We start from the raw sequence: 25528 nt of genomic DNA on the forward strand, positions 1-25528 counted from the left end.
CCGGTGCGTCGTGCGCGGTCCGGCGGTCCCGGCGGGCTCAGCCCTGGCGGGCCAGGTCGGCCGCGCCCACCAGTCCTGCCTTGCCGCCGAGTTGGGCGGCGAGCACCTGGGCGTGCGGACGCCACTCGCCGCCGATCAGCCAGCGCCGGAAGGACTTGCGGATCGGGTCGAGGACGAGTTCGCCCTCGTCCGAGACGCCGCCGCCGACGATGAAGGCGGACGGGTCGAACAGCGAGGCGAGGTCGGCCAGTCCGGCGCCGGCCCAGCGCGCCAGCTCGCGGAACGAGTCGATGGCGACCGGGTCGCCCTGGCGGGCGGCCTCGCTGATGTGCTTGCCCTCGATGCCCTCGACCGAGCCGTCGCCGAGGCCCAGCAGGACGGCGGCGTTCTCGGGGGTGGCGTTGGCGCGCTGCCTCGCGTAGCGCACGAGCGCGCGGCCGGAGGCGTACTGCTCCCAGCAGCCCTGGCTGCCGCAGCCGCACAGCAGGCCGTCCGGGACGACCCGGACGTGGCCGAACTCGGCGGCCACGCCGAAGCGCCCGCGACGGAGCTTGTTGCCTATGATGATGCCGCCGCCGAGGCCGGTGCCGAGTGTGATGCAGATGACATCGTCGTGGCCCTGGCCCGCACCGAAGCGGTATTCGCCCCAGGCCGCCGCGTTGGCGTCGTTCTCGACGACGACCGGCAGGCCGACGCGCTGCTCGACCTTGTCCTTGAGCGGCTCGTGGCGCCAGTTGATGTTCGGCGCGAACAGCACGGTGGCGCGCTTGTCGTCGACGTAACCGGCGGCCCCGATGCCGACGGCCTCGACCTCGTGTCCCTCGCTCGCCCCGGACACGGCCGCGCATATCGCGTCGACGATGCCTTCGGCCGTCGGTGGCGTCGCTACCTTGAACGTCGAGAGGATCCGGCCCTCTTCGTCGACCACTCCAGCCGCGATCTTCGTGCCGCCGATATCGACGCCGATGGTGAGTCCCATGAATCCCTCAGTTCCGGTCGAGCCCCGCTAGGGGCAACCGTACCCGAGGCGGGGCCCGGCCCTGCCGGGCCCGGTCAGTCCAGGTCGATCCGCTCACTGCCCGCCGGGCCCTCGTCCCGCGGGTCGGACGGGTCCTCGGCGGCCTTCTTCGACGGGCCGGCCGTGCCCGAGCCGCCCTCGGTGGTGCGGGTCCAGCGGCTCTCCTGGCCCTCGACGGCGGAGCGGTAGGCGGCCAGCAGCTCGCCGCCCGCGGCGGCGAGGTGGTCGAAGACCCGCGGGTTGCGCTCGATGACCGGTTCCACGGCGGACCTGGCCTGCCGGATGACCTGCTGCACCGCGCCCTGGGCCGCGACGCCGAGCAGCGGGGACTGGAGCGAGGAGACCTTGTCGGCCACCGCGTCGACCAGCCTGCGCAGCTCCTCGGCGGCGGAGCCGGGTTCGGCCCCGTAGTGGGCGCGGCGGCGGGCCTTCTCCTGAGCGAGGTCCTCGGCGCAGGCGTCGGCCCACGCGTCGTCGTCGGCGGGACGATCGGTGGCTTCACTCATGGCGGACTCCTGCGACGCGGGGTGCCGGCTGCTCGCCGTGCGGGACTCGTACTACCGACGTTACCCGAACGGACGCGGCCCGTTCAGGACGTGCGCGGCCAGAGCGCGGGGTCCGGGGTGAAGCGGACGCGCAGGACGCCGTCGGCGAGGGCCGCGCCGGAGACGGTGCAGCGGCGCAGGGCGGAGGCGATCCGCACGATCCGGTGGAACGGGCCGACGGTCAGGAGCAGTTCGTCGCCGCGCCGGACCAGCCGCAGGTCCCGCTTGGCGGCTCCGGGCAGCGGAAGGCACCAGGTCAGGACGGCGGGGCCGCCGTCCGCCGCCGGCTCCTCCTCGGTCCACCACGGGTCCTCGGCCCGGCCCGGTGTCCGTTCGTCCGGGGCGGGGACGCCGAGGGCGGGCAGGTCGGCGAGGTCGCGGGGGTCGTGCCCGAGGTGGGCGGCCTCGTGCACGGGCGTCGCCGGGGCCCACTCCTGGTTCCAGTGGTCCAGGCACTTCTCCTGCCGGGCGGCGAGCGCGGCGAACCACGGGTCGGACGAGTGCCGGGGCAGGACGCGGGAGGCGACGAGCAGGTCGGCGCGCAGCCCGTGCAGGGCGAGGCCGGTGCGCGCGGCGCGCAGGGCGTCCTCGGCGGCGGGCCCGGGTTCGGCGACCAGGCGGAGCGTGGTGGCGCGGTCCGACAGGAGCGCCTGTACGGCGGCGAGCTCGGCGTCCTTGCGGGCGGCGGCCTCGTACAGCCAGCGCGCGGGCATCGGGACGCCGGCGAGCTGGGCGAGCACCGGGCGCAGGGCGCGGGCGGCCTGGCGTTCGGCGGGCAGCAGCCGGCGCAGGTAGCGGCGCAGTTGCTCCGGCAGGGCGAGCAGGGCGAGCGCTTCGCCGAGCGGCGGCAGGTCGACGACGAGGACGTCGTAGGCCGGGCCGGGCCAGTCGCCCTCGGCGGCGCGGCGCAGGGTGTGGAGCAGGGCGAGCTGGGGGCTGCCGGGCAGTTCGGTCAGCTCCTCGCCGTCCAGCCGGCGGGCGCCGAGGAGGTCCAGGAGGCCGGAGGCGCGGTCCTGGAGTCCGGTGAGTTCGGCGCGGAAGTGCTCGCCGGAGTCGACGCGGACGTGGTCGAGGCCGTCGGCGATCCCGGCCGGTTCGGCGGAGCCGGGCGGGCCGGGCAGTGGGGACGGGGCGTCGGCGGTGATCAGGAGGGTGCGCCGGCCGTTCGCGGCGGCTGCCAGGGCGGTCGCCGTCGCGACGGTGGTACGGCCTGCGCCGCCGGAGCCGGTGACCAGGACCGTACGCACGGCTCTCAGCCCTTGCGGGCGGACTCGACGCGCTTCTTCAGACCGGCGAGCGCCCGGTCGATGATGACCTTCTCGGCCTTGCGCTTGATCATGCCGAGCAGCGGGATCTTGACGTCGACGGCGAGCCGGTAGGTGACCTCGGTGCGCTCGCCGCCGCCGATCGGGGCGAGCGCGTAGGTGCCGTCCAGGGCGCGCAGCATCTGGGACTTGACGAGGGTCCAGCTGACCTCGCTCTCGCCGGTCCAGGTGTACGCGAGGACGTGGTCGTCCTTGATCGCCCCGGCGTCGAGGACCAGGCGGACCTGCTCGGCCCGGCCGCGGTCGTCGGTGGAGAGGACCTCGGCCTCCTTGACCTCGCCGGTCCACTCCGGGTAGCGGGCGAAATCGGCGATCACTCCCATGACGTCGGCCGGCGCCGCCTCGATCGTGATGCTCGAGCTGGTGTGTTCAGCCATCGCCGTGGCCCTCCAGTGCGGTGTAACCGGTCGCGTTCGGCAGAGGTCTGCCGCTGTGCAGGCTATCGCGTACGCGGGGCCCGCCGGTCCGCGCCCCGGGCTCCCGCGGTCACCAGCTCAGCGCCCAGGGCGTGCCGGTGGAGGCGAAGTGGCCGACGTTGACGCACTCGGTGGCCCCGACGCGCATCCGGCGGGCCAGCGGCTGGTGGACATGGCCGAAGAGCGCGTACCGGGGGCGGGTGGTGCGGATGGCGTCCAGCAGGGCGCGGCTGCCGCGTTCGAAGCGGCGGGCGACGGTGTCGTAGGTCAGCTCGGGGAGGTCGGGCGGGATGTGCGAGCAGAGCACGTCGACCGGGCCGAGGGCGGCGACCTTGGCCGCGTACTCCTCGTCGCCGATCTCGTACGGGGTGTTCATGGGGCTCTTCAGGCCGCCGCCGACGAAGCCGAAGACGCGTCCGCCGATCTCCACGCGTTCGCCGTCCAGGACGGTGGTGCCCGGGCGGGCGTACTCCGACCACAGGCCGGGAACGTCGACGTTGCCGTAGGTGGCGTACGTCGGGGTGGGGAAGGCGGCGAAGAGTTCGGCGTACTGCTTGCGCACCGCGCCGAGGATCTCGGCGTCGCGGTCCCGGCCCGCCCACAGCTCCCGGCCGAGGGCGCGGGCCTCCTCGAAGCGGCGGGCGGTGCGCAGCGCGACGATGCGGTCGGCGTTCCGCCGGCCGAACAGGTCGGGGAAGATGCCGCGCGAGTGGTCGGCGTAGTCGAGGAAGAGCACCAGGTCACCGAGGCAGATCAGGGCGTCGGCGCCGTCCCCGGCGCGGGCCAGCGCCTCCGTGTTGCCGTGCACGTCGCTGATCACGTGGACCCGGGTGGCCGGTGCGCCCGGGGCCCGGCTGTCCGGTTCGCTGCCTCGCATGGGGCCACCCTAGAGGGCCGCCTGAGCCGCTGGGTAGACCGTCCGGACCTGCGGTTACTTCACGGTCGTGAGGGCGGTGGACTACTGTGCGCCGAGGACCGCGTCTCCGTGTGATGCATAAGACATCTGGCCGGAACCCCCTATCGGGAACCGAGTACCGGTGGGTAACGTCCGGGCAGTCCAGTCGTGCTCGCCCCGCTGAGCACCCGCCACTCCTGGACCGCAGCCGGTGCGTCACACAGAGCCGTGGCACCGGAGCCCGATGAGGAGCAGCAGTCTTGCGCGAGTTCAGCCTTCCGGCCCTGTACGAGGTCCCGACGGACGGCAACCTGACGGATCTCATCCGCCGCAACGCCGCTCAGCACCCCGAGGTCGCGGTGATGAGCCGCAAGGTGGCCGGAGCCTGGGCGGACGTCACGGCCACGCGGTTCCTGGCCGAGGTCAGAGCCGCGGCCAAAGGGCTGATCGCCTCGGGCGTGCAGCCCGGCGACCGGGTCGCCCTGATGTCGCGCACCCGTTTCGAGTGGGTGCTGCTGGACTTCGCGATCTGGAGCGCGGGCGCGGTCACGGTGCCGGTCTACGAGACCAGCTCCGCCGAGCAGGTGCAGTGGATCCTGGGCGACTCCGGCGCGGTGGCGGTACTGGTGGAGAGCGAGGCGCACGCGGAGGCCGTCGCCTCGGTGCGCGGCGCGCTTCCGGAGCTGGAGCACGTCTGGCAGATCGACCGGGGCGCGATCGGGGACCTGGAGGCGGCGGGCGCCGAGGTCTCGGACGAGACCATGGACCTGCGGATGGTCAGCGCCAAGGCGGACGATCCGGCGACGATCGTCTACACCTCGGGCACCACGGGCCGCCCCAAGGGCTGCGTGCTCACGCACCGCAGCTTCTTCGCCGAGTGCGGCAACGTGGTGGAGCGGCTGAAGCCGCTGTTCCGCACCGACGAGTGCTCGGTGCTGCTGTTCCTCCCCGCCGCCCACGTCTTCGGGCGGCTGGTCGAGGTGGCCTCGGTGATGGCCCCGATCAAGCTCGGCTGCGTGCCGGACATCAAGAACCTCACCGACGAACTGTCCTCGTTCCGGCCGACGCTGATCCTCGGTGTGCCGCGGGTCTTCGAGAAGGTCTACAACTCGGCCCGGGCCAAGGCGCAGGCGGACGGCAAGGGCAGGATCTTCGACCGGGCCGCCGACACGGCGATCGCCTACAGCCGGGCGCTCGGCACGGCGCAGGGCCCGTCGTTCGGGCTGAGGCTCAAGCACCGGCTCTTCGACAAGCTGGTCTTCGGCAAGCTGCGCACGGTCCTCGGCGGACGCGGCGAGTACGCGATCTCCGGCGGCGCTCCGCTGGGCGAGCGGCTCGGCCACTTCTACCGGGGCATCGGCTTCACGGTCCTGGAGGGCTACGGCCTGACCGAGACCTGCGCGGCGACCGCCTTCAACCCGTGGGACCGGCCGAAGATCGGCACGGTCGGCCAGCCGCTGCCCGGCTCCGTGGTGCGGATCGCGGACGACGGCGAGGTGCTGCTGCACGGCGAGCACCTGTTCACCGGGTACTGGAAGAACGACGCGGCCAGCGCCGAGGCGCTGGCGGACGGCTGGTTCCACACCGGGGACATCGGCACGCTCGACGAGGACGGATACCTCGCGATCACCGGGCGCAAGAAGGAGATCATCGTCACGGCGGGCGGCAAGAACGTCGCCCCGGCGGTGATCGAGGACCGCATCCGCGCGCACGCGCTGGTGGCCGAGTGCATGGTGGTCGGCGACGGACGTCCGTTCGTCGGCGCGCTGGTCACCCTCGACGAGGAGTTCCTGGGCCGCTGGGCCCGGGAGCACGGCAAGCCGGCCGATTCCACGGCGCTCTCGCTGCGCGAGGACGCGGATCTGCTGGCGGAGGTGCAGCGGGCGGTGGACGACGGCAACGCGGCGGTCTCCAAGGCCGAGTCCGTACGCCGGTTCCGCGTCCTGCCCGCCCAGTTCACCGAGGAGGCGGGCCACATCACGCCGTCGCTGAAGCTGAAGCGCAACGTGGTGGCGAAGGACTTCGCGGACGAGGTCGAGTCGATCTACCGCACCTGACCGGGTACGCGCGCGGGGCCCGCGCCTTCGCCGGCGCGGGCCCCGTGTGCGTTCACAGCAGGGTCTTGAGCTTCTCGGCGAGCAGGTCCCAGCGCCACTTCTCCTCGACCCAGGCGCGGCCCCGCGCCCCCATCCGGCGGCGCAGCTCCGCGTCGCCGAGCAGGACGACGATCCGCTCCGCCGCCTCCTCGGCACTGCCGCCGCGCACCACCCAGCCGGTCTCGCCGTCGAGCACGGCGTCCGGGGCGCCGCCCGAGTCGCCCGCCACGACGGGCAGCCCGGTCGCGGACGCCTCCAGGTAGACGATGCCGAGCCCTTCCACGTCGAGCCCGCCGCGCCGGGTGCGGCACGGCATCGCGAAGACGTCCCCGGCCCCGTAGTGCGCGGGCAGCTCCGCCCAGGGCACCGCCCCGGTGAAGCGCACCGAGTCCGCGACGCCGGTCCGGGCCGCGAGCCGCCGGAGGTCCTTGTCGTACGGGCCGCCGCCGACGATCAGGAGCACCGCGTCGGGCACCCGCGCGAGGATCGCGGGCAGGGCGAGGATCAGCGTGTCCTGGCCCTTGCGCGGGACCAGCCGCGACACGCAGACGACGACGGGCCGGTCCGAGAGGCCGAGGCGGGCCCGGACGCGGTCCCCGCCGGACGCGGGGTGGAAGGTCTTCTCGTCGACGCCCGGCGGCAGTTGCACCATGCGGCCGGCGGCCTCGGGGGTGAGAGCGGCGGCGATCCGGGAGCGGGTGTACTCACCGAGATAGGTGATCGTGTCCGTGCCCTCCCCGATCCGGCGCAGCAGTTGGCGGGAGGCGGGCAGCTGGGCCCAGCCGGCCTCGTGGCCGTGCGTGGTGGCGACCAGCCGCCTGGCGCCCGCCCGGCGCAGTGCCGGGGCCATCAGCCCGAGCGGGGCGGCGGCGCCGAACCACACGGAGGCGCAGCCGTGTTCGCGCAGCAGTCCGGCGGCGCGCCGGGTGACGCGCGGGGTCGGCAGCAGCATCGTCGTACGGTCGCGGACGACGGTGAACGGCTGCTCGGCGTCGAAGGCGGCGGTGGCCGCCGCACCCTCCTCGCCGCGCTTCCAGGTGGAGGCGTAGACGACGACCCGGTCGGGATCCAGACGCAGCGCCATGTTGTGCAGGAACGCCTGGATGCCGCCGGGGCGGGGCGGGAAGTCGTTGGTCACGATCAAGGTCTTGTCCATCGCCGCCGACAGTACCCAACGGCCGCGCTTCACCGCTCGCGCGCTCCGTGCCCGGCATCATGGGCCGCCTGACCACGGCCGGAAGCGGTGAGGGCGGCGATGACGGGACGAGCGACGGCCGGGGCGCGTGCGCTGCCGTACGCGGTGTGGGCGCTGACCCGGGCCGGGCTGCTGCTGTGCGTGTACAAGGTGGTCGCCGTCCCGGGCCCGGACGTCACGGTGGACGTGTCGGTGATCTACCGGGGCTGGTACGAGATCCTGCGCGCGGGCTCCTACCCGCTGAACGACGTGACCTGGCAGTATCCGCCCGCCGCCGCGCTGGCGGTCCTCTCCCCCGCCCTGCTGCCGTTCCTGGAGTACGCGAGCGCCTTCTTCGTCCTGGTGCTGCTCTGCGACGCGCTGGTGCTGGGCCTGCTGCTGGGCGCGGCGCGGCGGCCGGGGATGCGGACGGCCGGGGCCTGGACGTGGATCGCGGGGGTGCCGCTGCTGGGGCCGACCGCGTACGCCCGGTACGACCTGATGGTGACGGCGGTGGCGGTGGCGGCGCTGCTGGCCGGGGCGCGCCGTCCCCGGGTGCTGGGGGCGCTGGCGGCGTTCGGGGCGCTGTTGAAGGTGTGGCCGGCGCTGCTGCTGGTGGGCGTCCGGCGCGGGCGGCCGGCGCGGCGGGCCTGGTCGGCGGCCGGACTGACGGCGGCGGGGCTGGCCGCGGGTTTCACGCTCTGGATGCCGGGGGGCTTCGCGTTCCTGGCCTTCCAGCGGGACCGGGGCACGGAGATCGAGTCGCTGGGCGCGCTGGTGTTCCATGTGGCGCGGTGGTTCGGCTGGGAGGGCCGGGTGGAGATGAACTACGGCTCGGTGGAGTTCCTCGGCCCGTACGTGGCGCTGGTCTCCCGGCTGGCGCTGGTCCTCAGCGTGCTGGCGATGGGCTGGCTGGTGGTGTGGCGGCTGCGGGCGCGCTCGTTCACCGTCCACACCGCCGCGGACGCCGCCTTCACGGCGGTCCTGCTGTTCACCACGACGAGCCGGGTGATCAGCCCGCAGTACCTGGTGTGGCTGGTCGGGCTCGCGGCCGTCTGCCTGGCCTTCCGGGCGGGCCGGATAGTGCTGCCCGCCGCCCTGGTGCTGGCGGCTTCGGGTGTCACGCTGCTGGAGTTCCCGATCGGGTTCGCGCAGGTGGTGGCGAGCGAGGCGTCGGGCGTGACGCTCCTGGTGGTCCGCAACGGGCTGCTGGTGGCGGCCTCGCTGGTCGCCGCGCGGCGGCTGTGGCGCGCGGCGGTGCCCGGGGCGCGGTCCGGGAAGGCGGACGAGGCGTCGGGGGCCGCACCGGGGCGCGGGGCCGGTCAGCCGAGCCGGGCGCTCAGGTAGTCGCGCCAGTCCGCGGCGAACCGCTCCGGCGTGGTGCCCAGCACCGTGCGCAGGGCCTGCTCGACCGCTCCGTCGCGGCCCGGGTGGCCGCCGACGGCGGCGTAGAAGGCGGCGAGCTTCTTCTCGCCCCAGTTCTCGGCGATGAGGGCGCAGGCCGTCCAGCCGCTCTCGTAGGCCCGTGCGAGGCTGCCGGGTTCGCCGTCGAAGCCGAAGTCCTCGTCGGCGGGGAGGGCGGCGGGCGGCTCGCCGCGCCGGACGGCGTCGGTCAGCTCCGGCGCGATCTCCTGGGCCGTGCGGTCCTCGCCCCGGTAGGCGGTCCAGTCGGCGAATCCCTCGGAGAGCCAGACGGGCGTGGACTTCGAGGTGGCGGTCCGGGCGGCGACGTGGGTCGTCTCATGGGTGAGGACCACCCGGCGGCCGAAGCCCTCCAGTTGCTCGTACGCCCGCGGGTTGACGATGACCCGGTCGGCGAGGGCCGGTCGGCGGCCGGTGCCGACCTCTCCGGTGGTGACGGCGGCGATGCCCCGGTAGCCGGCCTCCTCGGCGGAGCCCAGCAGCTCCGCCATGTCCTCGACGGAGTCCGGTACGAGGACGACCACCCGCCGCGCCCAGGGGCGCGGCCAGGCGTCCGAGACGGCCGGTACGGCCAGGTCCACGACGGCGGCGACCTCGCGCAGTTCCCGCGCGGGCCGTCCGACGCCCAGGACGAGGCTGTGCGCGCCCCGCACGACGTCCACCTCGCCCTGCTGCCAGAGCTGGCCGGCGGCGCCCTCGGCGGGCCGGTCGGCGGTGATGTACCAGCGCGCGCCGTCCCGGGTCAGCTCCAGGGTGCGGCGGGCGGCGGCCGGGGCGGAGTCGTAGCCCGCGATGCGGTAGCGCAGCTCCACGTCCGCGGTGGCGCGGTCGCCGGAGCGGCCGGTGACGCCCTTCACCTCGTACGTCCAGGACTTCAGCGGGACGTCGGCGAGGTTGGCGAACTCGGCCCGCTGGGCGGCGCGCAGCCCGGTGGCTCCGGGGGCCAGGGCGTCGAGGTAGCCGGCCGGGTCGTGGCCGAGGACGGCGGCGGCCCGGCGGTCGAGGGCGGCGCCGATGCCCCGGGCCGCGGATTCGGCGCCCGTGGGGCCGGGGGCCGCGCAGGCGGACGCGGTCAGCAGGGCGGCGAGCACGAGGCCCGCCGCACGCCGGGGGCCGCGGGGGCTGCCCCGCCGCGCGTCAGGTCTCCGTACGGCCACCCTGCCGATCGTACGGTCAGATCCGGGTGACGGAGGAGACGGGCATCATGCCCACCGGGTCGTAGCGGACCGGGGCGCCCGGATACGGGGCGTGGATGACCTGGCCGTCGCCGACGTACATGCCGATGTGACTGGCGTCCGCCCGGTAGGCGACCAGGTCGCCGGGGCGGGCCTGGGAGAGCGGCACCATCCGGCCCGCGTACCGCTGGGCCTGCGAGGTGCGCGGCAGGGCGACCCCGGCCTGGGCGTAGGCCCACTGCATGAGCCCGGAGCAGTCGAATCCGGAGGGCCCGTTGGCGCCCCACACGTAGGGGCGGCCGAGCGCCTGGCGGGCGGCGGCCACGGCGGACATGGCCCGGGGCGAGCCGGGGGCGACGCCGGAGAGGTCGGGTTCGCCGTCGCGCCCGGTGCGCGAGGCCCGGTCGAAGGAGGCCCGCTCCTGCGGCGGCAGCGACGCCAGCAGCCGCCGGGCCTGGCGGAGGCGGGATTCGACGGTGCGCTTGTGCCGGGTGACGGCGGCGCGGTCGCGCTCCAGCTCGGCGAGGGCGTGGCCGGCCTCGGCGCGGGTCTGGGCGAGCGCGCGCTGCGCGCGGCGGAGCTTGTCCAGGGTCAGCGACTGGCGCGCGCCCACCCGGTCGAGCGCGGCGGCCCGCTCCAGGTAGGTGTCCGGGTCGGAGGAGAGCAGCAGCGCGAGGGCCGGGTCGATGCTCCCGGTGCGGTACTGCGCGCCCGCGATGGCCCCGAGCTCGTCGCGCATCCGGTTGACGCCCTCCTGCTCGCGCGCCGCCCGGTCCTGGGCCCGTTCGGCGTCCTGGCGCAGCGACTCCGCGCGTTCCCCGGCCTCGTTGTAGCGCTCGGTGGCCCGCTCCGCCTCGCCGAGGAGCCGGTCGACGGCGGCGACCGCGCTCTCCCGGGCGTCCTGCGGGTCGGCGTTGGCCGGGGCCCCGGTGAGCGTCGCCGCCGCGGTGGCGGCGGCGGCCGAGAGGACCGTGGCGCGGACGCTCCGGTTGAGGCCGGACTGTGTAGGACGGCGATGGGACACCACAGGAAGCCGCGCTCCCTTCCGCTGACGCTGTGACGCGCGGCCCCTGCCGCCCGGGACGGGCGGACGGATCACCGGGAGCCGCACAGCAGGCAGACAGTAATCGGACGACTACGCGGCGGCCAACGACCGACGCCGTGGCGTACCGGGCGTCGAACGCCGCCGCCCCGCCGGTGACCTCGGTCTCCTGGCGGGGCGGGGGTGTCAGCGCGGGGTGGGGCGATTCGCTCGTTCGGGCGTCAGATCCGGACGCCGAACTGGAAGGTGCCCATGTAGTCCATCGACTCGTAGCGCACGACGGCGCCCGGCTTCGGGGCGTGCAGGATCTGGTTGTTGCCGGCGTAGAAGCCGACGTGCGACAGGCTGTTGAAGAAGACCAGGTCGCCCGGCTTGAGCTGGCTGCGTCCGATCTTCACACCGTCGTTCTGCTGCGTGTACGTGGTCCGGGTGATGTTGACGCCGGCCTGGGCGTAGGCCCACTGGGTCAGCCCGGAGCAGTCATAGGAGTTGGGGCCGGAGCCGCCGGAGACGTACGGCTTGCCGAGCTGGGTGGCCGCGGCGCTGAGGGCGGCGGATCCGCGCTGGGAGGCGGGGACCTCGTTGCCGAGCTCGACCCGGTCGCCGGCGGCGCGGCTGGCGCGCTCCTCCTGCTGGGCCATCTTGGCGCGCTCGGCCGCCGTCAGGGTGTTCAGCAGGCGCTGCGCGTCGGCGAGTTTGCCCTGGTACTTCCGCTTGTTCTCGCCGAGGGCCTTGCGCACGTCGGCGAGGTCGCCGAGCTTGTCCTGCGCCTCGGCGCGCTGCTGGGCGAGGGTGCGCTGCTTGGCCTGGATCTTCTGGAGGGACTCCGTCTGCTTGACCGTCAGCTGGTCGAGCGCGGACGCCTCGTCGAGGAAGTCGTCCGGGTCGGAGGCGAGGAAGAGGGCCACCGAGGGGTCGATGCCGCCGGAGCGGTACTGCGCGGTGGCGATCGAACCGAGTTCGCCGCGCAGGGTGTTGAGCTCGTCCTGGCCGCGGGCGACCTTGTCCTGCAGCGCGTCGACCTGCTTCTTGAGCTTGTCCTGCTGCTCCTTGGCGCCGTTGTACTTCTCGGTGGCGGCCTCGGCCTCGTGGTAGAGGTCGTCGATCTCCGCCTTGACCTCGCTCTTGCTCGGCTTCGGGTCGGCGTGGGCGGCCTGGGAGGTCAGGGCCACGGCCGCGGCGGCGGTCGCGGTGAGCACGGTCACGCGGGTGCGGCTCGGCTGCTTGGGACGACGGTGGGACGCCACGAAGGCGAGCTCCTTCTTCCTCAGAGCCGCCTACCGGGCTGTGGGGGACGAATCCCCGGCTCCGTGCACGTCACGGACTCGGCGGTTCCTTCGCTGCCACCCCGGATGGGTGATCAACCGTGCGAAGGTTCGAGAGCTGACCCTAGTGACCAACTTGTGATCAGTTCAAATCCTCACAGGATTTTTCTCGTCACAACAGTTACTTCTCCGTCCGCATCACACCATGCGTAGCGGCGACTTGACGGTACGTTCCCAAAAATACGGCATGTCACCCCATGCCGCACATCACGCCCTAGACGCGCGAAAGTCTCTTCAGGAGCAAGAGGGACGCGACGGGCCGCGCTCCGGCCTTCGCCACGCCGTCCGCCACCTCGCGATCGGTGGAGACCACTACCACGGGCCGGCCCGGCGGTTCCGCGCGGGCCAGTTGGCGGATCAGCTCGTCGGCCGTGACCCCGGCCTTGCTGAACAGCACCCGCACCCCGCGCGGCGGGGCCAGGAGCACCGGCGCCGCCAGTTCGGCGCCGTCGAAGACACAGGTCATCTCCGCGCCGGTCTGCGCCGCCAGCACCGACAGGCCGCCCAGCAGCCGCAACCGCTGCTTCTCCAGCGGCATCTGGGGATAACCGGTCTTGGTGACGTTGTAGCCGTCCACGATGAGATGCGCCTGCGGCAGCGCCAGCAACTGGTCCAGCAGCGCCGGGTCCGTCTCCGAGAGCGCCCTGGCCGCGATGTCCTTGGGCGACATCCGGCCGGGCTCCACCGCGTCGACGCTGTCGGCCGGGCGGGTCGTCACCGGCGGCAGGGCCAGCTCCCGGCGCAGGCCCGAGGCGGCGTCCAGCACGGTGTCCAGCAGCAGCCGCAGCCGCATGTCCTCCATCGACCGGCCCTCGCGGGCGGCCCTGCGGCTCGCCTCCAGCGCGGCCTCGGCCTCGCCGAGCCGCCCCCTGAGCCGCCGCGACTCGCTCTCGGCCGCGGACACCTGGGCCGCCGCCTCGGTGCGCAGGGCGTCGCCCTCGGCCGCACTGCGGCGCAGGGCCGCCTCGCCGCGCTTGACCTCGCTCTGCGCGCTGCGCAGTTTGCGGTGCAGCGCCTCGGCCTCCTTGCGGGCGGCCTCCAGCTCGGCGCGCAACCGCTCGGTCTCCGTGCGTGTCTGCGCGCGCGCCCGCTCCAGCTCCTCGCGCAGCTGCTCCAGTTCGCGCCGGGACTCCTCGTCGGCCCGTTCCGCGTCGGCGCGCTGGACCTCCTCGCCGGCCGCCTCGACCAGCTTGACCCAGCCCGTCGGGCGCAGCACGTAGGCGGCTGCCGCCACGTCGACCGGATCGGCGGCGGCCGGCGGCGACCCCGCCTCCAGCGCACCGGCCAGCTCCGGCTGGGACTGGCTCAGGCGCTCGCCGATGCGCCTCCGGAAGAGCGCGTCGCTCTCCAGCGCGGCGGCCATGGCGTTCCCGGCGAACTTGGCCCGCCGGGACGGGGTGAACCGGGCGTACTGCCGTAGCTGAGCCGGGAGTTCGGCGACGGTCAGGCCGCCGAAGGCGTCCGAGACCAGCGCGACGACCCGACGCCGTACTCCTTCGGGCAGCGGGCGGTCGAGCGCCTCTGCGCCACCGTCGGCCGCGTCGGCCGGTCCGGCGCCGCTGGTCGGCTGATCCACCGTCCGTCACCCCATAGATATGTCTGTCGGCGCGCTCCCTCAGGAGGCGGCGCCCGGCCTGTCCACCAGTTCGATCTGGTCCACCGCGTTGCACCAACGGCAGCGGACCGACTCGATGGTCTCACTGACCACCTCCCGCTCCTCGACACTCGGCTCACCGGCCAGGTCGAGGTGGACGTACTCCACGACCTTGGACGACCGCGTCACGTCGAAGCGCGTGAGATTGCCGCACAGCGTGCAGCGCCAGCGGGTCCCGTCGGTCGGCAGGGGAACCGTCGTCATCGTTGCGTCCTCTTTCGTCGTCTCCGAGAGCCCGCGCCGGGCGCGCCGCCGCGACTTCCCGTACCAGGGGGTGTCCCGTCGTCCCTCACGTCAAGGATCTCGCGGTGCGCCGTCGAACTGCGGAGTCCTGGCGTAACCCTACGGCCTCGCGTATACCCGCCGGCACGACGATCGGGAACGATCCGGCGAGGCACGATGTCCGGGTACCTCCCGGTACGCCATGCTCTGTACATGATCGATTGGCGGCGGGGCGACCGGCGGACCACGGCATGGCGGGCCCAGGTGGCGGCGGCGGCCGGCGCGGCTCCGGTCACCTACGGGCTGATCGCCCTGTGCTGCGCCGTCTTCCTGCTCAGCCCGCTCTCCGGCTTCAGCCGCTCCTACGGAAGCGAGGACGAGCTGCTGGCCGCCCAGGCCGGCTACTTCGAGCGGTGGGGTGTGATCCCCGCGGAGCTGTGGGACGGCTCGGCGCACGCCCTGACCACCCCGTTCACCGCGCTGTTCGTGCACGGCAGCTGGCTCCACCTGCTGGGCAACCTGCTGTTCCTGTACGTGTTCGGCGCGATGGCCGAGGAGCGCATGGGCCGGGTGGAGTTCTCCCTCTTCTACGTGGGCTGCGGCTACCTCGCGCTGGTCTGCTACGCGGCGGTGCACGCCGACTCCGGCCAGACGCTGGTCGGCGCGTCGGGCGCGATCTCCGCGGTGCTCGGGGCGTTCCTCCGCCTCTTCCCCCGCGCCAGGGTCACCAGCCTCTTCCCGTTCCTCTTCTTCCTGCCGCTGCGCTTCCCCGCGTGGATCGTGCTGATCTTCTGGTTCGGCCTCCAGTGGGCGGCGGCGCGGACGGCGGACGGCAGTCCCGGCGTGGCCTATCTGGCGCATGTCGCCGGGTTCGCCGCCGGGTTCCTCTACGCCTGGGGACGCTGTCGGGGTGGGGCTAGAGTGAAGTCTCCAGCCACGGCCACCGAGGGAGAAAGCCAGCCGTGATCACCGCGATCGTTCTCATCAAGACCAGCGTGGACCGGATTCCGGAGATCGCCGAGGCCATCGCCGCGCTGGACAGCGTCAGCGAGGTCTTCTCGGTCACCGGCACCTACGACCTGATCGCCATGGTCCGGGTGGCCGGCCACGACGACCTCGCCGACGTCATCCCGGGCCGGATCAGCAAGATCCCGGGCGTCGAGGCCACCGACACCCACGTGGCCTTCCGCACGTACTCGCAGCACGACCTGGAGGCCGCGTTCGCCATCGGCCTCGACGCGTAGCGGCACACCCGTACGGCCCGGCCGGGAGGGAGCGCGCCGCCCCTCCCGGCCGGGCCGGCCGCGTCAGACCTGGGCCGCGCCGCGGTCCGGGACGCAGCGGCCGTCCTCGGTCCGGTACTTCCACCGAGCACCCTCGGCGACCAGCTCGGCGACCGCGCGGACGAACCGCTCGATGTGCTCGTCCGGCGTCCCCGCCCCGAAGCTCACCCGGATGGCGTTGAGCGAGCGCTCGCCCGGCTCGGCCTCCGGAGCGCCGCACTCGCCCGGGTCCTGCGGGTCGCTGCCGAGCAGGGTCCGCACCAGCGGATGCGCGCAGAAGAGGCCGTCGCGGACTCCGATGCCGTACTCGGCGGAGAGCGCGGCGGCGAAGTGCGAGCTGTTCCAGCCGCGCACCACGAAGGAGATCACGCCGACCCGCGGGGCGTCGTCGCCGAAGAGCGAGAGCACCCGCACCTCGGGCACCTCCGCGAGCCCCGAGCGCACCCGGGCCACCAGCTCCTGCTCCCGGGCGACCAGCGACGCGAAGCCCGCCTCGGTCAGCGCCCGGCAGGCGGAGGCGATGGAGTGGACGCCGATCACATTGGGCGATCCGGCCTCGTGGCGGGCGGCCGTGGTGTGCCACTCCACCTCCACGCCGCCGTCCGCGCGCCGGGCCACCTTGCGGGACGCGCCGCCCCCGGCGAGGTACGGCTCCGCCTCCCGGAGCCAGTCCGCGCGGCCGGCCAGCACGCCGGAGCCGAAGGGCGCGTAGAGCTTGTGGCCGGAGAAGGCGACCCAGTCCACGTCCAGCGCGGCGATGTCGACGGGATGGTGCGGGGCGAGCTGCGCGGCGTCGAGGACGATCCGGGCACCGTGCGCATGGGCGGCGGCGGCCAGTTCGGCCACCGGCCACAGCTCGCCGGTGACGTTGGAGGCGCCGGTCACGCAGACCAGCGCGGGGCCGGTGTCGCCGCGGTCGGCCAGCGCCCGGTCGAGGGTGGCGACCGCCTGGGCCGGGGTGCGCGGGGCGTCGAGGTAGGTGACCCGGGCATCGCGCCAGGGCAGCAGGGACGCGTGGTGCTCGGTCTCGAACACGTACACCCGGCAGTCGGCCGGGAGCGCGGCGGCCAGCAGGTTGAGCGAGTCGGTCGTCGAGCGGGTGAAGACGACCTGGTCGTCCGCGCGGCAGCCGAGGAACTCGGCGACCGTGCGGCGGCTGCTCTCGAAGAGGTCGGTGGAGAGCTGAGAGAGGTAGCCGGCGCCGCGGTGGACACTGCCGTAGTACGGGGCGTAGGCGGCCACGTCGTCCCAGACCCGCTGGAGGGCCGGGGCGCTGGCGGCGTAGTCGAGGGCGGCGTAGCCGACCTCTCCGCCGGTGACGAGCGGAACAGTGACGTCCTGGCCCAGAACGGGCAGCGGGGCACAAACCGACGGGTCGATGGCAGCGGTGGGGACAGACATGGCGGACTCCCGTGACAGGCAGGCGAGATCCGGCGCCGGCGGTACGCGGCAGCGCAGGAGGAGGAAGGAAGAAGGGTGCGCGGAAGGAGGGCGGTCAGCCCTAGCGCATTCGCTTGCTCACAAGAGGCTCCCTGGGGACCAGGACCCCGGGGGCCGGCATCCGCTGGATGCCGAGGGGCCCGCGCTTGCCGCAGACCTCGCTGCCTGCGGCCTGGTCTTCACCCGGGGCACCCCGCCACGGACGGAGGGTTGCCGGACAGCGGGCCGGGGCCGTAGTCGCTGTCACTCATGACCTGCGCAGCATCTTGCCATACGGAGGCACACGCGCAAGGGCGCGGTCCGCCATCCGGACCGCGCCCCGCGTCGACCGCCCGGCGGCTCTCAGGCGTTGCTGGCCGCCACCCAGCGCTCCAGCGCCCGCTTGGCCGCCCCGGAGTCGATGGCGGAGGCCGCCTCGGCGATCTTCGCCGCGATCTGCTCGGTCAGCGTGCCGGGGCCCGGGTCCAGCGCGACCAGCGCCGCCGCGGAGTTGAGCAGGACCGCCTCGCGCACCGCGCCGCCCTCGCCCTCCAGCAGCCGGCGGGCCACGTCCGCGTTGTACGAGGCGTCGGCGCCGCGCAGCGCCTCGACGGGCACCAGCGGCAGGCCAACGTCGCGCGGGTCGAACGGCTCCTCACGCACCGCGCCGTCGCGGACCACCCAGACCCGCGAGGTGGCGGTGGTGGTCAGCTCGTCCAGCCCGTCGTCACCGCGGAAGACGAGCGCCGAGTTGCCCCGGTCGGCGAGCACCCCGGCGACGATGGGGGCCATCCTGGCGTCGGCGACGCCGACGGCCTGGGCGCGGACCTGGGCCGGGTTGGTCAGCGGGCCCAGGATGTTGAACGTGGTCTGCGCGCCCAGCTCCTTGCGGGCCTTGGCGGCGTAGCGGAGCGCGGGGTGGAAGCGCACGGCGAAGCAGAAGGTGATGCCGGCCCGCTCGGCGACCTCGACGACCCGCTGCGGAGTCAGCTCCAGGTTGACGCCGAGCTTCTCCAGCACGTCGGAGGAGCCGCTGGCCGAGGAGGCGGCCCGGTTGCCGTGCTTGACGACCTTGGCCCCGGTCCCGGCGACGACGATCGCGGACATGGTCGAGATGTTCACCGTCTTGGCGAGGTCCCCGCCGGTGCCGACGATGTCGACCGTGCGGCCCGGCACGTGGATGGTGTTGGCGTGGGCGTACATCGCCCGGACCAGGCCGGTGACCTCGTCGACCGTCTCGCCCTTGGCCCGCAGGGCGACCGCGAAGCCGGCGATCTGCGCGTCGCTCGCCTCGCCGCTCATGATGCGGTCCATCGCCCAGGCGGTGTCGCCGGAGGTGAGGTCCTCGCCGCGCAGCAGCGGGTTCAGCAGGCCGGGCCAGGAACGGTCCGCCACGCCGTCGCCGCCGTCCGGGGTCGCCACGTTCATGGTCCGCTCCAGGGGTCCACAGCCGGTAAGGATGATGGCTCCACCCTATCCAGCCCCACGGACGGCGAAGAGCCCCGTCCATCGGATGGACGGGGCTCCCGCTGTGGCGATCAGCTGGGGTGATCAGTGGTGGCCGTGGCCCTCGGTGATCTCCTTGTACTCCTCGACGGTGGGCTTGGCGATCTGGTTGTCGCCGCCGTAGTAGCCCTTGCTGAGCTTGGCGCGCAGCTTCTGCACCGGGGAGATCTTGCGCTTGACGCCGTTCTCGTCGACCGCGGGGCCGAGTTCGAGCGGCTGGTACTGCTCGTGCGCGGTGAGCGTGTGCAGCTGTCCCGGGGACAGCGGCTCGTGGATCTCCACGAACTCACCGTGCGGCAGGCGCTTGATGATGCCGGACTCGCGCCCGTGCAGCACCTTCTCCTTGTCGCGGCGCTGGAGGCCGAGGCAGATCCGCTTGGTGACGATGAACGCGATGACCGGTCCGGCGAAGAAGGCGATCCGGACGAACCAGGAGATGGCGTTCAGCGACAGGTGGAAGTGCGTGGCCCACAGGTCGTTCCCGCCGCCGACGAGGCCGACGAAGTACACCGTGATCCAGGCGACGCCGAGGCCCGTACGGGTCGGGGCGTTGCGCGGGCGGTCCAGGATGTGGTGCTCGCGCTTGTCCCCGGTGATCCAGGACTCGATGAACGGGTAGACCGCGATCGAGGTGAGCACGAGGCCGAAGAGGACCAGCGGGATGAACACGCCCAGGACGAGCGTGTGGCCCCACAGGTTGATCTCCCAGCCCGGCATCACGCGGACCAGCCCTTCGGCGAAGCCCATGTACCAGTCGGGCTGGGCGCCGGTGGACACCTGGTCCGGGCGGTACGGGCCGAGCGCCCAGATCGGGTTGATCGTGGCGATGGCCGCCATGATCGAGATGACGCCGAAGACCAGGAAGAAGAAGCCTCCGGCCTTCGCCATGTACACGGGCAGCAGCGGCATGCCGACGACGTTCTTGTTGGTCCTGCCGGGACCCGCGAACTGCGTGTGCTTGTGGTAGAAGACCAGGATCAGGTGGCCCACCAGCAGCCCGAGCATGATGCCCGGCAGCAGCAGGATGTGGATCGAGTAGAACCGGGCCACGAAGTCGTGGCCGGGGAACTCGCCTCCGAACAGGAACATCGAGATGTACGTGCCGACGATCGGCACCGACAGGATCGCGCCCTGGGTGAAGCGGACACCCGTACCGGAGAGCAGGTCGTCCGGGAGCGAGTAGCCGGTGAACCCGGTGAACATGCCGAGCACGAAGAGCAGAAAGCCGAAGAGCCAGTTGACCTCGCGCGGCTTGCGGAACGCGCCCGTGAAGAAGACGCGCATCATGTGCACGAACATGCCGGCCAGGAAGACCAGAGCGGCCCAGTGGTGGATCTGCCGCACGAGCAGACCGCCGCGGACCTCGAAGCTGATCTTCAGCGTCGAGGCGTACGCCTCCGACATCCGGATGCCCTGCATGGGCTCGTACGGGCCGTGGTAGACGATCTCGCCCATGCTCGGCTGGAAGAACAGCGTCAGATACACACCCGTGAGGATGATGATGATGAAGCTGTAGAGGCAGACCTCACCGAGCATGAAGGACCAGTGGTCCGGGAAGATCTTGCGCATGTTGGCCTTGGCCAGGCCGTAGATGCCGAGTCGGCCGTCGGCCCAGTCGGCTACGCGCTCGCCGGCGGGCGCCTTGCGCTGGCTCGCCGGTTCGGCGGGCGACGGGTTCGTGGTCGCAGTACTCATCCGCGCTCCCAGAAGGAAGGACCGACGGGCTCGTCGAAGTCACCAAGCGCTTCGAGGTTGCCCTCGCTGTTCACGCCGATCCGCAGCTGCGGGAGCGGGTGGCCGGCCGGACCGAAGATGACGCGGGCGCCGTCGGAGAGGTCGAAGGTTGACTGGTGGCACGGGCAGAGCACGTGGTGCGTCTGCTGCTCGTACAGGCTGATGGGGCAGCCGACGTGGGTGCAGATCTTGGAGAACGCGACGATGCCCTCGTGGGCCCAGTCGCGCTGGCGCTTGTCCTTGATGTCGTCCGGCTCGATGCGGACGATCATCAGGGCGGCCTTCGCGATCTCCTTCTGGAACTCGTGCGAGTCCTCTTCCAGGCCCTCGGGCATGGCGAAGGTCAGCGAGCCCACGGTGACGTGCTCGGGGCGCAGCGGCTGCATCGTGTTCATGTTGATGAGCAGCTTGCCCTTGGCCCACAGGGTGGTGCGGAGCTTCTTCTCGGGCAGCGGACCGAGGTCGCGCAGCAGCACCACGCCGGAGAGCGGCACCAGGGCCAGCGCGCCGAACATGGTGTTGCGGATCAGCTTCCGCCGACCGAGCGCGGACTCCTTGGCGCCGGCCGCGAAGTCGGCCATCACCTGGGCCTTGACGTCCGGGGCGGCCTCGATCGGGTGGCGCTCGGCGGGGACCTCGACGTCGGACATCAGGGTGCGCGCCCAGTGGACGGCGCCCGTGCCGATGAAGAAGAGCGCGAATCCGAGGGTCAGGCCCAGGGAGAAGTTGAGCGCGCTGACGTGGCCGAACGGCCAGATGTAGACGATCTTGTCCACCGGGAAGATGACGTAGCAGGCGATGAAGCCCACCGTCGCCAGCATCGAGAGGGTGAACATGAAGGCGACGGCCCGCTCCGAGCGGTTCGCGGCGCGTTCGTCGAGGTCCTGGATGCGCGGCTTGTGGGCCGGCAGCCCGGGGTCGGCGAACGGGTCGTCCGCGACCTGCACCGCGCCGTGCGCGGCCTCCTGCGCTACGGGCAGGTTCTCTTCTGGAATCTGTTGGCTACTCATGACTTCTTGGCCTTAGCGGTGTGGGCCGCGACCCAGACGGCGATCGCGACGAGTGCGCCGAGTCCGAAGATCCACGCGAACAGGCCCTCGCTGACGGGACCGAGACCGCCCAGGGAGAGGCCGCCGGGGTTCGCCGTCTGCTCACCGTTCACGGACTTGATGTACGCGATGACGTCCTTCTTCTCCTGCTCCGGCATCGTCGTGTCGGGGAAGGAGGGCATGCTCTGCGGACCGGTCTGCATCGCCTCGTAGATGTGCTTCGGGCTCACACCGTCGAGGGCCGGGGCGTACTTGCCCTTGGTGAGCGCTCCGCCCTCGCCGGTGAAGTTGTGGCACTGGGCGCAGTTGGTGCGGAACAGGTCCCCGCCCTTGGCGATGTCCGCGCCCGAGGGGTCGACCTGCTTGTCGGTCGGCGTGATCGGACCGGCGCCGAGCGACGCGACGTACGCCGCGAGCTGGTCGATCTCCGCCTGGTTGTAGATGACCTTCTTCTTCGGTACCTGGGCGCCCGGCTGCTGCGCGGGCATACGGCCCGTACCGACCTGGAAGTCGACGGCGGCGGAGCCCACGCCCACGAGGGACGGACCGTCGGTGGTGCCCTGACCGCCGGTTCCGTGGCAGCTGGCGCAGCCGACGGTGTAGAGCTTCTTGCCCTCGTCGATGGCGAGGGACTGGGCGGTTTCATCGGCCTGCGCCTTGCCCGCAGGCGCAAACGCGGCGTACAGCCCCCCGGTGGCCGCCAGCGCGAGGAGTAGGACGACGACCGCCGCCAGGGGATGGCGTCGTCGTGCGGAGAGCTTTTTCACGGATTACCCCGGTGTCAGGATCTTCTGCGTCGATGGTGGGTGGGTGCGAGCCCGGTTACTTGATCATGTAGATCGTTGCGAACAGGCCGATCCAGACGACATCGACGAAGTGCCAGTAGTAGGACACGACGATGGCGGAGGTGGCCTGTTCGTGGGTGAACCTCTTGGCCGCGTACGTTCTGCCGAGAACCAGCAGGAAGGCGATGAGACCGCCTGTCACGTGCAGACCGTGGAAGCCGGTGGTCAGGTAGAACACCGAGCCGTACGGGTCGGACGACAGGGAGATCCCCGCGTCCTTGACCAGCTCGGTGTACTCCAGGACCTGGCCGCCGATGAAGATCGCGCCCATCACGAACGTGATGATGAACCACGTCCGGAGCTTCTTCACATCGCCCCGCTCCGCGGCGAAGACGCCGAGCTGGCAGGTGAGTGAGGAAAGCACCAGGATCGTGGTGTTCGTCGCCGAGAACGGGAAGTTCAGATGATCGGCCATCCCCTTCCAGTACTCGGGGCCCATCACCGATCGCAGGGTGAAGTACATCGCGAAGAGGGCCGCGAAGAACATCAGCTCGGAACTCAACCAGATGATGGTTCCGACGCTGGTGAGGTTCGGCCGATTGACCGACGGGTGCGCGTGCCCGGTTTCTACTGTCGTTGCTGTCGCCACGACCGACATTATGTCGGTCGCTTATCCCGCCCTCACTCCGGGGGGTGCCGTTCGGAGTGTCAGTGCCATCCGTAGGGCCCGCGGCCTGCGCCGAACGGCCCATCGAATCGTCGTCGCGACCGGTGCTGACAGCCAGTCGGGCGGAGTACGATCCGCCCATCGGTTCATGCCCCGAGAGCCCCGAAGACACAGATGTCACGGAGGAACAATGCAGGCGACCGCCACGGTCCTGGTCTACAGCGATGACGCCAACATCCGCGAGCAGGTGAGGCTGGCAGCCGGTCGCAGGCCCGCCTCGGACGTGCCCCCGGTGGAGTTCCTGGAGTGCGCGACGCTCCCGGCCGTCCTGGCGGCGCTGGACGGCGGCGGCGTCGACGTCTGCGTGCTCGACGGCGAGACGGCCCCCGTGGGCGGCATGGGCGTCTGCCGGCAGATCAAGGACGAGATCTTCAACTGCCCGCCGGTGCTGCTGCTCATGGGCCGCCCGCAGGACGCCTGGCTGGCCACCTGGAGCCGCGCGGAGGCCGCGGTGACCCTGCCGGTCGACCCGGTGGGGTTCCCGGACGCGCTGGCCGCGCTGCTGCGCCGCCGGCTGGCCGTGGGGGCCTGAGCGGCTCCCACGGCCCGCCGAGGGGCGTGCGCCGCGGCGGCGCGCCTTTCCGCCGGATCACACGTGGGGACGCAGCCGGGCGGCCTGGAGCGTCTGCGGGCTGTCCGGCGCCCCTTGGTGGAGGGCGCTGCCCTGCTGCCACTTCTCCCACGACAGGTTCCAGTCGCCGAATCCGTTGTCGAACGGCGTCATGGTCTCGCCCACGCTGCCGACGACCTGGACGATGTCGCCCTGGCGCACGGTGTCGAAGAACCACTCCGCGTTCCCGGTGCTCATGCCGGTGCAGCCGTGGCTGACGTTGGCGTTGCCCTGGGAGCCGGTGGACCAGGGGGCCGCGTGGACGTACTCGCCGCTCCAGGTCACCCGGGTGGCCCAGTAGACCGGCAGGTCGTAGGACTCCGAGGAGCCGGCCGAGATGCCGATGCTCTCCCCGCGCATCCGTACGAACTCCTCCTTGGCGAGCACCACCTTGACGCCGTTGCGGGTGGAGAAGCCGGGCTTCCCGGTGGTGACCGGAATGGTGTTGATCACTTCTCCGTTGCGCAGGACGGTCATCGAGTGGTCCGAGGCGTCGGTGATGGCCTCGATGCGGTCGCCGGTGGTGATCTTCAGAGGCTTGGCGGCGGCCCCGTACAGGGCGTTGCTCACCTTGATGCCCGTCAGGTTGGACCGGACCTCGATGGTGGCCTTGGCGGGCCAGTACTCCTGCGGGCGGTAGTGGAGCGTCTTGGCGTCGACCCAGTACCAGCCGCCGGTGACGGCCGGGGTGGAGCGGACCTTCAGGGCGCGCTCCACGGTGGCCCTGGACGCCTTGTCGGTGACCGGAGCGCTGAGTTCCGCGGTGATGGGCTGTCCGACGCCGTAGGTGCCCGCCTCCGGGCCGAAGGAGACCTTCAGCAGCTTCTTGGGCGAGGAGGTGTCGAAGGAGACCGTGCGGACGCCCGGTTCACCGTCGTCGTTCTCCGTCGAGACCCTGACCGTGTATCCGGTGCCGGCGGCCAGCGGGGCGGTGGAGCGCCACCGCCTCCCGTCGGCCGAGAGCTCGCCCGCCAGGTGGCGTCCGCCCGTGTCCACCGCGCTCACGTCGGTGATGCGGCCGTCGTCCCCCTTGACCGTCACCTCCAGGGGCTTGTCCGGGTCGGCCTTCTCACTTCCGGTGGGGCCGTTGAAGGCGACCTGGTCACCGGCGTCGTACGGCTTCGTCGACAGCTGGTGGCCGTCGGGCTCGCCACAGGCGGTCGCACCCGCGGCGAGGGTGACGACCAGCAGGGTGCAGCTCACTACGGTGCGGATGCGCGGCGTGTGGTTCATGAATCCACGCTATGAAGATTCATCCGTTCCAGCGCGTTCAGTGACTGCAAACGAGCGAGGGGCCCGCGTCGCCTCCTGCGACGCGGGCCCCTCGTGGGGTAGGGCGGTGTCACCCGGCCACGGGTGTCACTGGGTCTGGTTCTCGCCCCGGTAGTACTCGAAGACCCAGCCGAAGAGGCCGATCAGGAGCAGCGGAGCCGAGAAGTACAGCAGCCACCAGCCGAAGACGACGCCCATGAAGGCGAAGGCGCCGCCGATCCCCAGGGAGAGCGGCTGCCAGCTGTGCGGGGAGAAGAACCCCAGCTCGCCCGCCTCGTCGGCGACGTCGGCCTCCTTGTTGTCCTGGGCCATCGCGTCGACCCGGTTGGCCGTGAAGGCCAGGTAGAAGCCGATCATGACCGAGAGCCCGAAGGCCAGGAAGAGCGCCGTGGTGCCGACCGGCTCCTTGGACCACACGCCGTAGGTGATGGCCATGGCGAGGATGAAGACGCTCAGCCAGATGAACATCTGTCCCTGGATCTTCACTTGCCCGCCTCCTTGCCGCCGGCGAGGGCCTTGTCCGGCTCGGCGTGGTGCTCAAGCTGTTCGAGCGCCGAGATCTCCGGGTGGTGCAGGTCGAACGCCGGGGATTCGGAACGGATCCGCGGCAGGGTGAGGAAGTTGTGCCGCGGCGGCGGGCAGGAGGTGGCCCACTCCAGCGAACGGCCGTAGCCCCAGGGGTCGTCCACCTCGATCTTCTTGCCGTACTTGGCGGTCTTCCACACGTTGTAGAAGAACGGCAGCATCGACAGGCCGAGCAGGAACGAGGAGATCGTCGAGATCGTGTTGAGCGCGGTGAAGCCGTCGGCGGCCAGGTAGTCCGCGTAGCGGCGC

At 72.3% G+C, this 25528-nt stretch carries 24 protein-coding genes, 1 pseudogene and 1 riboswitch; of the genes and pseudogenes, 5 read left to right on the forward strand and 20 right to left on the reverse strand.

The window, feature by feature from the left end:
* Window positions 1-37: 37 nt before the first annotated feature.
* From EES43_RS06620 to EES43_RS06640, 5 genes are all read right to left on the reverse strand, one after another.
* Entirely contained in the window at window positions 38-979 is a 942-nt protein-coding gene (locus EES43_RS06620) for an ROK family glucokinase (RefSeq protein ID WP_124267843.1), read from the reverse strand.
* Window positions 980-1053: 74 nt separating this feature from the next.
* The gene (locus EES43_RS06625) at window positions 1054-1524 is read right to left on the reverse strand and encodes a DUF5304 domain-containing protein (RefSeq protein ID WP_124267844.1); all 471 of its coding nucleotides are present in this window, start codon (window positions 1522-1524) and stop codon (window positions 1054-1056) included.
* Window positions 1525-1607: 83 nt separating this feature from the next.
* The gene (locus EES43_RS06630) at window positions 1608-2810 is read right to left on the reverse strand and encodes an ArsA family ATPase (RefSeq protein ID WP_124267845.1); all 1203 of its coding nucleotides are present in this window, start codon (window positions 2808-2810) and stop codon (window positions 1608-1610) included.
* Window positions 2811-2815: 5 nt separating this feature from the next.
* Window positions 2816-3265: an SRPBCC family protein gene (locus EES43_RS06635; RefSeq protein ID WP_124267846.1), complete on the reverse strand. Its 450-nt coding sequence runs from the start codon at window positions 3263-3265 to the stop codon at window positions 2816-2818.
* Window positions 3266-3374: 109 nt separating this feature from the next.
* Window positions 3375-4181, reverse strand: a complete 807-nt coding sequence (locus EES43_RS06640; RefSeq protein WP_124267847.1) for a metallophosphoesterase family protein — start codon at window positions 4179-4181, stop codon at window positions 3375-3377.
* Window positions 4182-4459: 278 nt separating this feature from the next.
* On the opposite strand from EES43_RS06640, the gene EES43_RS06645 reads away from it, so the two are divergent.
* Window positions 4460-6256 (forward strand): AMP-dependent synthetase/ligase, encoded by a 1797-nt coding sequence (locus tag EES43_RS06645; RefSeq protein ID WP_124267848.1) that lies wholly within the window; start codon window positions 4460-4462, stop codon window positions 6254-6256.
* Window positions 6257-6308: 52 nt separating this feature from the next.
* Here EES43_RS06645 and EES43_RS06650 read toward each other — a convergent pair whose 3' ends face one another.
* The gene (locus EES43_RS06650; RefSeq protein WP_124267849.1) at window positions 6309-7451 is read right to left on the reverse strand and encodes a glycosyltransferase family 4 protein; all 1143 of its coding nucleotides are present in this window, start codon (window positions 7449-7451) and stop codon (window positions 6309-6311) included.
* A gap of 99 nt (window positions 7452-7550) precedes the next feature.
* Between EES43_RS06650 and EES43_RS06655 the strand changes: the two genes are divergently transcribed.
* The gene (locus tag EES43_RS06655) at window positions 7551-8816 is read left to right on the forward strand and encodes a glycosyltransferase 87 family protein (RefSeq protein ID WP_124267850.1); all 1266 of its coding nucleotides are present in this window, start codon (window positions 7551-7553) and stop codon (window positions 8814-8816) included.
* Here the strand turns inward: EES43_RS06655 and EES43_RS06660 are convergent.
* The 5 genes from EES43_RS06660 to EES43_RS06680 all read right to left on the reverse strand — a co-directional run bounded on the left by EES43_RS06660 (window position 8792) and on the right by EES43_RS06680 (window position 14291).
* Window positions 8792-10048 carry a hypothetical protein gene (locus EES43_RS06660; RefSeq protein WP_124267851.1) on the reverse strand — a complete coding sequence of 419 codons (1257 nt, stop codon included), beginning with the start codon at window positions 10046-10048 and terminating at the stop codon, window positions 8792-8794. The genes EES43_RS06655 and EES43_RS06660 overlap by 25 nt on opposite strands.
* 16 nt (window positions 10049-10064) lie before the next feature.
* Window positions 10065-11093 carry a C40 family peptidase gene (locus tag EES43_RS06665; RefSeq protein ID WP_124267852.1) on the reverse strand — a complete coding sequence of 343 codons (1029 nt, stop codon included), beginning with the start codon at window positions 11091-11093 and terminating at the stop codon, window positions 10065-10067.
* Window positions 11094-11329: 236 nt separating this feature from the next.
* The gene (locus EES43_RS06670) at window positions 11330-12355 is read right to left on the reverse strand and encodes a C40 family peptidase (protein WP_124267853.1); all 1026 of its coding nucleotides are present in this window, start codon (window positions 12353-12355) and stop codon (window positions 11330-11332) included.
* 292 nt (window positions 12356-12647) lie between these two features.
* Window positions 12648-14009, reverse strand: a complete 1362-nt coding sequence (locus EES43_RS06675) for an NYN domain-containing protein (RefSeq protein WP_124267854.1) — start codon at window positions 14007-14009, stop codon at window positions 12648-12650.
* Window positions 14010-14048: 39 nt separating this feature from the next.
* Complete coding sequence (locus tag EES43_RS06680) at window positions 14049-14291, reverse strand: hypothetical protein (RefSeq protein ID WP_124267855.1); 243 nt, start codon at window positions 14289-14291, stop codon at window positions 14049-14051.
* 231 nt (window positions 14292-14522) lie between these two features.
* Here EES43_RS06680 and EES43_RS06685 point away from each other — a divergent pair, with 231 nt between their 5' ends.
* Window positions 14523-15275 (forward strand): rhomboid family intramembrane serine protease, encoded by a 753-nt coding sequence (locus EES43_RS06685; protein WP_124267856.1) that lies wholly within the window; start codon window positions 14523-14525, stop codon window positions 15273-15275.
* A complete protein-coding gene (locus tag EES43_RS06690; protein ID WP_124267857.1) occupies window positions 15272-15553 on the forward strand; it encodes an Lrp/AsnC family transcriptional regulator in 282 nt (93 codons plus the stop codon). Before EES43_RS06685 ends, EES43_RS06690 begins: the two co-directional genes overlap by 4 nt.
* Before the next feature lie 63 nt (window positions 15554-15616).
* Here EES43_RS06690 and EES43_RS06695 read toward each other — a convergent pair whose 3' ends face one another.
* From EES43_RS06695 to EES43_RS06720, 6 genes are all read right to left on the reverse strand, one after another.
* A complete protein-coding gene (locus EES43_RS06695; protein ID WP_124267858.1) occupies window positions 15617-16993 on the reverse strand; it encodes an aminotransferase class V-fold PLP-dependent enzyme in 1377 nt (458 codons plus the stop codon).
* 176 nt (window positions 16994-17169) lie between these two features.
* A riboswitch (SAM riboswitch) is annotated at window positions 17170-17287 on the reverse strand.
* 87 nt (window positions 17288-17374) lie between these two features.
* Complete coding sequence (gene trpD, locus EES43_RS06700) at window positions 17375-18439, reverse strand: anthranilate phosphoribosyltransferase (RefSeq protein WP_124267859.1); 1065 nt, start codon at window positions 18437-18439, stop codon at window positions 17375-17377.
* Between the two features lie 123 nt (window positions 18440-18562).
* On the reverse strand, window positions 18563-20212 hold the full coding sequence (locus tag EES43_RS06705; protein WP_124267860.1) for a cytochrome bc1 complex cytochrome b subunit: 1650 nt from the start codon (window positions 20210-20212) through the stop codon (window positions 18563-18565).
* Window positions 20209-21261 carry a cytochrome bc1 complex Rieske iron-sulfur subunit gene (locus tag EES43_RS06710; protein WP_124267861.1) on the reverse strand — a complete coding sequence of 351 codons (1053 nt, stop codon included), beginning with the start codon at window positions 21259-21261 and terminating at the stop codon, window positions 20209-20211. The genes EES43_RS06705 and EES43_RS06710 overlap by 4 nt, the downstream gene beginning before the upstream one ends.
* Complete coding sequence (locus EES43_RS06715; protein WP_124267862.1) at window positions 21258-22067, reverse strand: cytochrome bc1 complex diheme cytochrome c subunit; 810 nt, start codon at window positions 22065-22067, stop codon at window positions 21258-21260. Before EES43_RS06715 ends, EES43_RS06710 begins: the two co-directional genes overlap by 4 nt.
* A 55-nt stretch (window positions 22068-22122) precedes the next feature.
* Window positions 22123-22743, reverse strand: a complete 621-nt coding sequence (locus tag EES43_RS06720) for an aa3-type cytochrome oxidase subunit III (RefSeq protein WP_124267863.1) — start codon at window positions 22741-22743, stop codon at window positions 22123-22125.
* Window positions 22744-22942: 199 nt separating this feature from the next.
* Here EES43_RS06720 and EES43_RS06725 point away from each other — a divergent pair, with 199 nt between their 5' ends.
* Complete coding sequence (locus EES43_RS06725; protein ID WP_124267864.1) at window positions 22943-23344, forward strand: DNA-binding transcriptional response regulator; 402 nt, start codon at window positions 22943-22945, stop codon at window positions 23342-23344.
* Between the two features lie 57 nt (window positions 23345-23401).
* Here EES43_RS06725 and EES43_RS06730 read toward each other — a convergent pair whose 3' ends face one another.
* From EES43_RS06730 to EES43_RS06740, 3 genes and pseudogenes are all read right to left on the reverse strand, one after another.
* A complete protein-coding gene (locus EES43_RS06730; protein ID WP_124267865.1) occupies window positions 23402-24655 on the reverse strand; it encodes a L,D-transpeptidase in 1254 nt (417 codons plus the stop codon).
* Window positions 24656-24781: 126 nt separating this feature from the next.
* Window positions 24782-25180, reverse strand: a complete 399-nt coding sequence (locus EES43_RS06735) for a cytochrome c oxidase subunit 4 (protein WP_124267866.1) — start codon at window positions 25178-25180, stop codon at window positions 24782-24784.
* A pseudogene (locus EES43_RS06740) lies at window positions 25177-25528 on the reverse strand (cytochrome ubiquinol oxidase subunit I); the annotation flags it as partial. The pseudogene EES43_RS06740 and the gene EES43_RS06735, both read right to left, overlap by 4 nt.

Origin of the sequence: Streptomyces sp. ADI96-02 (assembly GCF_003846185.1) — a bacterium.
Taxonomy (GTDB): domain Bacteria; phylum Actinomycetota; class Actinomycetes; order Streptomycetales; family Streptomycetaceae; genus Streptomyces.

What these genes read in the sequence shown, in the direction of transcription:
- EES43_RS06640 (WP_124267847.1), bottom strand. Translation starts at nt 4,181, where the DNA reads ATGCGAGGCAGCGAACCGGACAGCCGGGCCCCGGGCGCACCGGCCACC.
- EES43_RS06730 (WP_124267865.1), bottom strand. Translation starts at nt 24,655, where the DNA reads ATGAACCACACGCCGCGCATCCGCACCGTAGTGAGCTGCACCCTGCTG.
- EES43_RS06710 (WP_124267861.1), bottom strand. Translation starts at nt 21,261, where the DNA reads ATGAGTAGCCAACAGATTCCAGAAGAGAACCTGCCCGTAGCGCAGGAG.
- EES43_RS06655 (WP_124267850.1), top strand. Translation starts at nt 7,551, where the DNA reads ATGACGGGACGAGCGACGGCCGGGGCGCGTGCGCTGCCGTACGCGGTG.
- trpD (WP_124267859.1), bottom strand. Translation starts at nt 18,439, where the DNA reads ATGAACGTGGCGACCCCGGACGGCGGCGACGGCGTGGCGGACCGTTCC.
- EES43_RS06650 (WP_124267849.1), bottom strand. Translation starts at nt 7,451, where the DNA reads ATGGACAAGACCTTGATCGTGACCAACGACTTCCCGCCCCGCCCCGGC.
- EES43_RS06625 (WP_124267844.1), bottom strand. Translation starts at nt 1,524, where the DNA reads ATGAGTGAAGCCACCGATCGTCCCGCCGACGACGACGCGTGGGCCGAC.
- EES43_RS06685 (WP_124267856.1), top strand. Translation starts at nt 14,523, where the DNA reads ATGATCGATTGGCGGCGGGGCGACCGGCGGACCACGGCATGGCGGGCC.
- EES43_RS06695 (WP_124267858.1), bottom strand. Translation starts at nt 16,993, where the DNA reads ATGTCTGTCCCCACCGCTGCCATCGACCCGTCGGTTTGTGCCCCGCTG.
- EES43_RS06725 (WP_124267864.1), top strand. Translation starts at nt 22,943, where the DNA reads ATGCAGGCGACCGCCACGGTCCTGGTCTACAGCGATGACGCCAACATC.
- EES43_RS06720 (WP_124267863.1), bottom strand. Translation starts at nt 22,743, where the DNA reads ATGTCGGTCGTGGCGACAGCAACGACAGTAGAAACCGGGCACGCGCAC.
- EES43_RS06705 (WP_124267860.1), bottom strand. Translation starts at nt 20,212, where the DNA reads ATGAGTACTGCGACCACGAACCCGTCGCCCGCCGAACCGGCGAGCCAG.
- EES43_RS06635 (WP_124267846.1), bottom strand. Translation starts at nt 3,265, where the DNA reads ATGGCTGAACACACCAGCTCGAGCATCACGATCGAGGCGGCGCCGGCC.
- EES43_RS06680 (WP_124267855.1), bottom strand. Translation starts at nt 14,291, where the DNA reads ATGACGACGGTTCCCCTGCCGACCGACGGGACCCGCTGGCGCTGCACG.
- EES43_RS06620 (WP_124267843.1), bottom strand. Translation starts at nt 979, where the DNA reads ATGGGACTCACCATCGGCGTCGATATCGGCGGCACGAAGATCGCGGCT.